Consider the following 8,298-nt stretch of genomic DNA (forward strand, 5'->3'; position numbering starts at 1 on the left):
ATCCTTGTAGCCTTTTCAACTTGAACCCACGATTATGACCTTGACCTGACTGGCTATTGTATCTCTTCAATATCGAGCCTAGTGCCATCATCAAAGTCGACTTCTAAATCGAACTTTGAGTAGCTGTCCAGCTGATACCATTTTAAAATTTTATCGATTACTTCTTGTGGTGGTGTATCCTTGGTGATAAGAATATGCATAAAAAGCTTATCGATTTCATTCATAGCCTTGCTGTCTGTCAGTTTGGTGTTGGTTAGCTTATTTTCATAATTTACATCTAACTTTTTATCTATCTTATATTCGGTTTCAATTGCATCTTTGCCGTCGACCTCGATATCAAGATCAAAGGATGTAAATCCGTAGCCGTCCCCAGTTTCAAGGGAACCTCCAGCTTTCTCATCCTCATGAATAATTGTTGCATCTTCCCTATTTGGTTTATCGGCATTTTTTCCGAAGTTACCGCATCCGCCGAGTATTAGAGCGCCTAATAATATTGTGGCGCCGAGTACTGTAAGTTTATGCATCTCTATCAAACCCTCCAAATATATTTCTTACTCTTAGGTTACCTAAAATAAGGGTGAATTAAACCAAAGAATGTTTTGACCGATGAAAAAAGCCGGCTCTTTGGCCGGCATTAAAAGATAATATATATTTCCGATTTATAATCTCTGCCTCATCGCTAGTGGAGGCATTCTCAAGCGACTAGCATTGTAGGCAGGATTTTTTCGTTTAATTTAGATAAGAGCAAAATCCGTTCGTGGATTACCATTTTGCGATATGTTCTTCCGAGCAACCAAGCATATTACGAATGTGTAGTGTGGAGCCATCCGTGAGTTGAACAGTGCCGTTGAAGTAGCCGACGAGCTGGTGAACTGTAGTCTGTACAACTTTGACATTGGTCGTAGCTATACGCTCAAAAAAGGGTGAAAAAGTGATGTTGACTGTATTGGAAAACTTTGTTTGGATTTTCCAAGGCTTCATAAAATTATTTGGATCATAGCTAAAAAGAACATCCTCATGAATTTTAGTCATCCGTCCATCTATAAAAACCGCATTCTCTGTCATTCCGGTGCCATCCGTCCACTTTCCACCGAAATTCAGTCCAATTCGACGATTGCCGAGGCGTTGTGATGCCATTGCCCAATTCCATTCTGCCTTACGCGGCCAAACGCCTCGCCCGTAATCGAGTACAGCGAAACTGTACTCAGGGTTGAAATCATATCGTTTATCGCCAATCTTAACAAAGCCTGAAGTTGGCAATGAATGATGTTTCGCAGTGAATTGAAAAATATCACGGCTTTTAGGTATGACAACATTCAATGATTCATCACCCGGTGGATGAGTGATATGTAGATCGGCATGGAGTACTTCATTATCAAAATCCTGGATGGTGACGGAAAGATGTGTTTCACCTTGAATATTGACGATTTGGACAGTCAAGCTATCATTGCCAAATTTAACGCTACCGAGAACATCCTCTGGCATTTTGACACTACGCCCGATTGGAATGGTAATTTGCTTTTCAAAAAATCGTTGTGTCTCATAATCCAAAATATAGACAAAACAGACGGCGGCATAATCGATATGGCTAATTGTTGCAGAAAATAATAGATCCTCTCCGTATACACACCAATAATTCCATTTTTTCTTTCGCATGAAGTGGCCCGTCAAATTGCTCTGGATGACAGGCTGTCGTGCGAATCCGATTGCTTCCGGATTCAATAGCCCTTTGCCGTCACAAAGCGCGACGGGTTCGATGATTTCTCTTTCTGCATGCTGCATGAAGATGCCCCTCCTGCCTATTGTCTTTTATGAACCTTATTGCTATAATTCTTATTGTATCAAATTTCGGGGGCATTAGCTCAGCTGGGAGAGTGCTTCGCTGGCAGTGAAGAGGTCAGGGGTTCGAGCCCCCTATGCTCCATATGAAATAATTAAAAGTGTCCATTAGGATGCTTTTTTTTGATTGGAAAGCAGAAGTGAATCTTGTTCGGTTTTCAGACTAATGTTCAAGTCTGAAATTGCATGATTCAGGTTGAAATTTCACTCATTAATGGTATATTTAATTGATGTGAAATTTTCGAAAAACTCATAACTGCTCGTTAAGAAAGGAGAATAGGGATGCTCGGTGATAAGATATTACCTTTTGATACTACTTTAATGGAAGTACTCGCGGATATGGTATTTATCGCGAAGGTTGAAAAGAATTCAACGTTTACCTATGCTTATTTCAATCACCTGGCGCTTAGTCACGCCAATGTAGATCAAACAGCAATTGGTAAAACCTTTGGCGAAGTACATGATGCAGAGCTTAGTACATGCTTGGACTATCAATATGGCAAAGTACTACAAACTAAAAAAGTAGTATCCTATGAAGATTCCTATTTATCGTCATCCGGGGTACGGCAATATTCCCATACTCGCTTGACGCCTTTATTTGACGAAGCAGGTAAACTCACCTACATTATGGGCGTTGTACAAAATATTACGAGCGAAAAAATTGCGCAAATAGAAAGTGAGAACTCTTGGAGTGAGCTCGTTCAAAGCGAAAAACAATTTCGGATTATTGCAGAAAATGCACAGGATGTCATTGTATTAATCAATGATCAATATGAGTATACTTACGTCTCTCCTTCAAGTCGAGAGGTTTTTGGATTTGAATCTTCTGCATATATTGGAGAACCACCACTATGGCCTGTGCACCCTGATGATGTGGCTAGATTAACGAAAAAATTTACAAAAGCGCAGCGAAATGCCAAAACCTACAGCTTGCGTGTAAGGATCAAACATAATGTCGACGGATGGCTTTGGTCAGAGCTGAAGGCGAGCCCCGTTTACGATAAATGGAACAACTTTAAGCATATGGTAATAATTATTCGTGATGTAACGATGCAAAAAAAGAACGAGGACAAGCTAGAGTACTTTGCCAATCATGATTTTTTGACAGACTTGCCCAATCGTCGCCTGCTTACCGATCAATTATCAGTTGAATTGAATCAATTTCGGGAAGAAGGGAACGGGTTTGCAGTATACTTACTCGATATTGACTATTTTAAAAACATTAACGATCAATTTGGTCATGATGTTGGTGATTCTGTTATTCAGGAGTTTGGCAGAAGATTATCCGACAGCACCAGTCCAGATGCGCTAGTAGCACGGCTTGGTGGCGATGAGTTTGTTGTATTATTGCCGCATGTTGAGACGGAAGTACTTGCGAAGGAAACCGCAATGGTCATTCAATCTGCCATGAAAGCATCATGGCCGGTGAAGCACGCCATGCTGGATGTGACGACTAGTATTGGAATTGTGCTCGTCGCATCTACAAAAGCAACAGTGACCTCCGTTTTGAAAGATGCAGATGATGCAATGTATGAAGCGAAAAAGTCAGGGAAGAACTGTTTCCATATCATCCGTTCTAAGTGAGTACCTAGTCTAATCGGGTACTTTTTTTGAAGAAAAACATCTATGTATGCCTTTCTTCTTCTATTCATAGCATGATAGGAGGAGGGATTTTATGTACGATAGGGAGGCGGCTGTTCGCTATGCGAACGAATGGTGGAACGGACGTAATCCGGCATTTCCGTCATTTGATGTAGATTGTACCAATTTTATATCTCAATGCTTGCTGGCAGGTGGTGCACCTATGCATGGTTATCCACATCGTGAACGAGGGTGGTGGCTGCAAAGTGGGACATGGAGTTTTAGCTGGTCGGTATCACATTCGCTGCGTTGGTATTTAGCTACCTCGAAAAAAGGCTTGACAGCCACACAAGTATCTTCAGCCGAACAGTTGGGGTTAGGAGATGTCATTTCCTACGACTTTGAAGGCGACGGTCGCTTCGACCACACAACGATTGTCACTGCCAAAGTGGGCTCCGTCCCGTACGTCAATGCCCATACATTCGACGCGCAACATCGCCTATGGGACTATAAAGATTCTTATATGTTCTCACCCAACGCCAAGTACGTCTTTTTTAAAATCAACGATGAATTTTCATAAAGAAAAGCATTTGGCGCCCGGAGTCTAGACACGATAAAAGCAGTCCGCCTTTAGTAGACGGACTGCTTTTATCAATTAATCAAACCACAAGGCAGCAAGCGTACCTTCGCCTGCATGAACCGCGAGAACAGAACTGATGTCACCAATTTTAACCTCTAGATCGGGTACTTGCTCTGTAATCAGGTTTTTCAAATGAACGGCCTGATCCAAGACGTTGCCATGCATGAGATGGATACTCTTTCTGCCTGGATGATGGCTAGCGACTACTTTATCGACCAAATATTGTAGTGCCTTTTTCTCGGAACGTACTTTATCAATCGCCAGCAATTCGCCCTCACTCGAAATTTGAACAATCGGTTTCACCTTTAACAAGCTGCCAAGGAAAAATTGCACACCACTCATCCTGCCGCCTTTATATAATTGGTCTAGCTGGCCAATCAAAATGAAGTTCTGCAACGTCCCTGCCATTTTTTCGAGCTCAACTTTAATGTCTGAGACGCTCGCTCCGTTGTCATACAGTTCCATACCTCTTTCGATTAACCCTGTAATTCCATAAGACAGGGCTATGGAGTCGATAAAGGTCACGGGAAATTCAGCAAGTTCAGCTCCAGCAGTCGAAGAAGCGAGTGTACCACTTAATTTGCTCGATACATGAATGGCAATGGCTTGTTCATACTGCTCCGCAATTACTTTAAAACGCTCTGCAAACTCGCCAGCGGAAGGCTGAGATGTTTTTGGAAAATCTTCTGCATTTTTTATTTTAGCGTATAATTGTTCAGGATTTAGGTCGACACCATCGACAAACTGTTTTTCACCGAAATGTATATTCAGAGGAACTGAAAAAAAGTCAGGATGTTGTTTGAGTTCTTCAGAAACATAGGCAGTGCTGTCTACAATCCATGCAAGCGGTTTTTTATTCATAAAATAAATCAATCCTTATCACTATTTTTTTGATTATTATTACTATACCATGAAAAGTAATTGAATTGCATTCTGATAGTTGACAGTAGAGTGACACTCGGAGGATGTAGCAGCAAAGGAAAGATGGAGTACATATGAATTCTCTCGGTTATCATAGCATGAATACAAAATACAACAAAAAACCGGACTCTCTTAACGAGAATCCGGCATAGCGTTTATTTCTTTAACTCATCCTTTGAAAAGTTAGCAATTTCATAATAATAATCACCGATGACGCGTAGTCCTTGATCGAAGTTTTCTAAATGGAAATGCTCATTAGGTGCATGGAAGTTTTCTGATGCAAGCCCAAAGCCCATTAAGACAACAGGTAGCTGTAAGATTTCATCAAATGCTGCAACAATCGGAATCGATCCGCCACCTCGAATATAAGCAGTCGGTACGTGATACACTTTTTCATATGAGCGACCTGCTGCCTGAATAGCGGGGTGGTCAAACGGTGTAATGAACGGCTTTCCTTTGTCGAACTCACTCACTGTCACCGTTACACCTGCCGGTTTATGCTGCTCAATATGCGCTTTTAACTTATCAATGATATCGTCTGGATCTTGGTCTGGAACGAGGCGGCACGTAATTTTAGCGCCGGCTTCTGCAGGCAGAACAGTTTTAATGCCTTCACCTGAAAATCCACCAAATACGCCATTCACTTCAAGCGTTGGGCGAGTCCATGTGCGTTCCAAATACGAAAATCCTTTTTCTCCGAACAGTTCTGTCACGCCAACTTCCTTTTTCAACTCTTCTTCATCGAAACCAAGTGCCTTGTAAGCTTCGCGCTCCTCATCAGCCAATGGACGAACTTGGTCGTAAAACCCTTCAATGGCAATCGTCCCTTCCTGATCGCGGAACGAAGCCAATACCTCCGCTAGTGCATGAATCGGATTTGCCACGCCACCTCCGTACAAGCCAGAATGCAAATCGCTTTTCGCGCCAAGTACATCGATTTGTACGCCGCATAATCCACGTAAGCCATAACAAACCGCCGGGTGTCCTGGACCTTGCATACCTGTATCCGAAATAACAATGATATCAGCCGCCAGCTTGTCTTTGTTCGCTTTAATATATTTCTCTAAATTGGGACTGCCGACTTCTTCTTCTCCCTCAATGAAAAACTTGACGTTAACCGGTAGGCTACCTGTTTTCTTCATCAGTGCCTCAACCGCTTTCACGTGCATGAACACTTGCCCTTTATCATCGCTCGCGCCGCGTGCAAATAATTTATTATCCCGAATCTCGGGTTCAAATGGCGCACTTTCCCATAGATGCAGGGGGTCAACAGGCTGGACGTCGTAATGACCGTAGACTAAAATTGTTGGTTTGCCCTCTGCATGGAGCCAATCACCGTACACAACCGGGTGCCCATCCGTTTCATCAATTGCCAAATTTTCGAGACCCGCCTTTTGGAATGAATCCTTTAGCCACTCTGCTGCCTTTTGCATATCCCCCTTATGTTCAGATAAAGAGCTAATGCTAGGAATACGAAGAAAATCCTTTAATTGTTCAAGATGTTCGTCACGTTGTTCTGTGAAATATCCGTCTAATGTCTCCAAATGTGTCAATGCAATCCCTCTTTTCGAAATAATTTCGTTAATAGAAACAGTATAGCAGAACAGATGAAAATGGAGTAAGTAAGTCATACGTAAATATGAATAATATGGTATGCTAACTTAAATAACTACTTGAACGGAAACCAATATTGGGAGGAAGCGCTTTTGTTTATCGCACTTGGATTTTTTTTATTTCTGTCGTTCTTCCTGTCGGGAAGTGAAACGGCACTAACCGCAGTAAATAGGATGAAGGTCCAGTTTCGTGCGGATCAGGGAGACGGGCAGGCAATTAGGCTGCAGCAACTGATTTCGAAACCGGACCGTATGATTACAGCTATTTTGATTGGCAATAATATTGCCAATATTATGATGCCGACAATTGTAACAATGATTGCTATCGATAAGGGTTTGAGTATCGGTATTTGGACAGGGATTTTGACGGTTGTGATTATCGTTTTTGGTGAGGTGTTGCCGAAGACGATTGCCGCGACGTTTGCTGATCGTGTTGCGTATATCGTTGCACCCGTGATTATTCTTTTTGTGAAAATTTTGACGCCGCTTACAGCAATTTTATCTTTGTTTACGAACATTTTCATTCGGATTATTTCGAAAGGGACTGTGACGGAAGCGAAGTTAACGAAAGATGATTTGAGGTCGATGGTTGACATTGCTTCAATAGAAGGAACGTTTAAGCAAGAGGAATCAGATCGGTTGAAGGAAGTGCTTGATTTTCCGGACAAGGATGTGTCTGATGTCCTTGAAACGCACCGGACAGACATCGTTGGTTTGCCGATTGAAGCGACCTATGAAGAAGTGCGTGAAACGATATTGGAATACTTTTATACACGCTATCCTGTTTATAAAGACAATATGGATACGATTGTTGGCATGTTTTATTCGAAAATGTTTATTGCATGGTCGATGAACCCTGAGAAAACACTCGCTGAAATAATTGATCGTAATCCACTGTATGTCGTGCAATCTGCTAGTGTTGAGAAAGTATTCAAGATGATGCTTGCGAAGAAGAAGCATCTGGCGATTGTGTTAGATGAATATGGTGGAACGCTTGGCATTGTGACGCATGAAGATATTATCGAAGAGATGATTGGTCAGGATATTGAGGATGAGACGGATATCGATGAAGAGGTATTTGTCTATCAGCACACAACTAATAAGCTTACGTGTCATGGGCGGCTTGAGATTGTAGAAGCGATGGAGCTACTTGGTATCGAATTACCGACGGATCACGACACGCTAGGCGGGTTCGTTTTACAAGAGTTAGATCATGTTCCTGAGCCGGGAGAACGATTTACATATGATCATCTACTTTTTGAAATTGAGAAAATGGAACGAAGTCGGATTGTCCGGATGACGATTACAATTCGCGAAGATGAATAAAAATATGAATCCTTAAAACTAGGTGGACTAGTTTTAAGGATTTTTCACTTGAATCAGCAAATACATTGGCTGATTCAAGTGAAAAAACCTTAAAAATAGTCCAACTAGTTTTAAGGATTCTTCACTTGAATCAGCCAATGTATTTGCTGATTCAAGTCAAACCTCCGGCGGATGTTAGGGATGTTGAGGGGAGTTAATGGTGCTGTGCACAATTCAAAATCCCAATCCAATTACGCCGAGGCGCAATTGATTGGTTAAGAAATGTTCATGCTCCCTTACAAGTTTGTAAGTAAACTGAAAGAGAATACAATGGTTTGAAATGTTGAGATTGGTGATAATAGGTACAACAGATAGAAGACGGAGGCGTTACCCTATGAA

Annotated in this window: 7 protein-coding genes and 1 tRNA gene; 4 read left to right on the top strand and 4 right to left on the bottom strand. The window is 41.8% G+C overall.

The window, feature by feature from the left end:
• Nucleotides 1-53 precede the first annotated feature (53 nt).
• Both R2B77_RS05735 and R2B77_RS05740 read right to left on the bottom strand, forming a co-directional pair.
• On the bottom strand, nucleotides 54-524 hold the full coding sequence (locus tag R2B77_RS05735) for a YusW family protein (protein WP_203247563.1): 471 nt from the start codon (nucleotides 522-524) through the stop codon (nucleotides 54-56).
• Between the two features lie 238 nt (nucleotides 525-762).
• A complete protein-coding gene (locus R2B77_RS05740) occupies nucleotides 763-1,782 on the bottom strand; it encodes a DUF2804 domain-containing protein (RefSeq protein ID WP_203247564.1) in 1,020 nt (339 codons plus the stop codon).
• Between the two features lie 69 nt (nucleotides 1,783-1,851).
• On the opposite strand from R2B77_RS05740, the gene R2B77_RS05745 reads away from it, so the two are divergent.
• The 3 genes from R2B77_RS05745 to R2B77_RS05755 all read left to right on the top strand — a co-directional run bounded on the left by R2B77_RS05745 (nucleotide 1,852) and on the right by R2B77_RS05755 (nucleotide 4,000).
• Nucleotides 1,852-1,924, top strand: a tRNA-Ala gene (locus tag R2B77_RS05745).
• A gap of 197 nt (nucleotides 1,925-2,121) precedes the next feature.
• The gene (locus tag R2B77_RS05750) at nucleotides 2,122-3,423 is read left to right on the top strand and encodes a diguanylate cyclase domain-containing protein (RefSeq protein WP_203247565.1); all 1,302 of its coding nucleotides are present in this window, start codon (nucleotides 2,122-2,124) and stop codon (nucleotides 3,421-3,423) included.
• A 91-nt stretch (nucleotides 3,424-3,514) separates the two neighbouring features.
• Nucleotides 3,515-4,000 carry an amidase domain-containing protein gene (locus tag R2B77_RS05755; protein ID WP_203247566.1) on the top strand — a complete coding sequence of 162 codons (486 nt, stop codon included), beginning with the start codon at nucleotides 3,515-3,517 and terminating at the stop codon, nucleotides 3,998-4,000.
• A gap of 75 nt (nucleotides 4,001-4,075) precedes the next feature.
• Here the strand turns inward: R2B77_RS05755 and R2B77_RS05760 are convergent, their stop codons facing one another.
• Both R2B77_RS05760 and R2B77_RS05765 read right to left on the bottom strand, forming a co-directional pair.
• The gene (locus R2B77_RS05760) at nucleotides 4,076-4,921 is read right to left on the bottom strand and encodes a DegV family protein (RefSeq protein ID WP_203247567.1); all 846 of its coding nucleotides are present in this window, start codon (nucleotides 4,919-4,921) and stop codon (nucleotides 4,076-4,078) included.
• Nucleotides 4,922-5,136: 215 nt separating this feature from the next.
• The gene (locus R2B77_RS05765; protein ID WP_203247568.1) at nucleotides 5,137-6,534 is read right to left on the bottom strand and encodes a dipeptidase; all 1,398 of its coding nucleotides are present in this window, start codon (nucleotides 6,532-6,534) and stop codon (nucleotides 5,137-5,139) included.
• Between the two features lie 153 nt (nucleotides 6,535-6,687).
• Here R2B77_RS05765 and R2B77_RS05770 point away from each other — a divergent pair, with 153 nt between their 5' ends.
• Nucleotides 6,688-7,920 carry a hemolysin family protein gene (locus tag R2B77_RS05770; protein WP_203247569.1) on the top strand — a complete coding sequence of 411 codons (1,233 nt, stop codon included), beginning with the start codon at nucleotides 6,688-6,690 and terminating at the stop codon, nucleotides 7,918-7,920.
• Nucleotides 7,921-8,298: the final 378 nt, after the last annotated feature.

The organism is Sporosarcina beigongshangi, from assembly GCF_033485195.1.
Classification (GTDB): domain Bacteria; phylum Bacillota; class Bacilli; order Bacillales_A; family Planococcaceae; genus Sporosarcina; species Sporosarcina beigongshangi.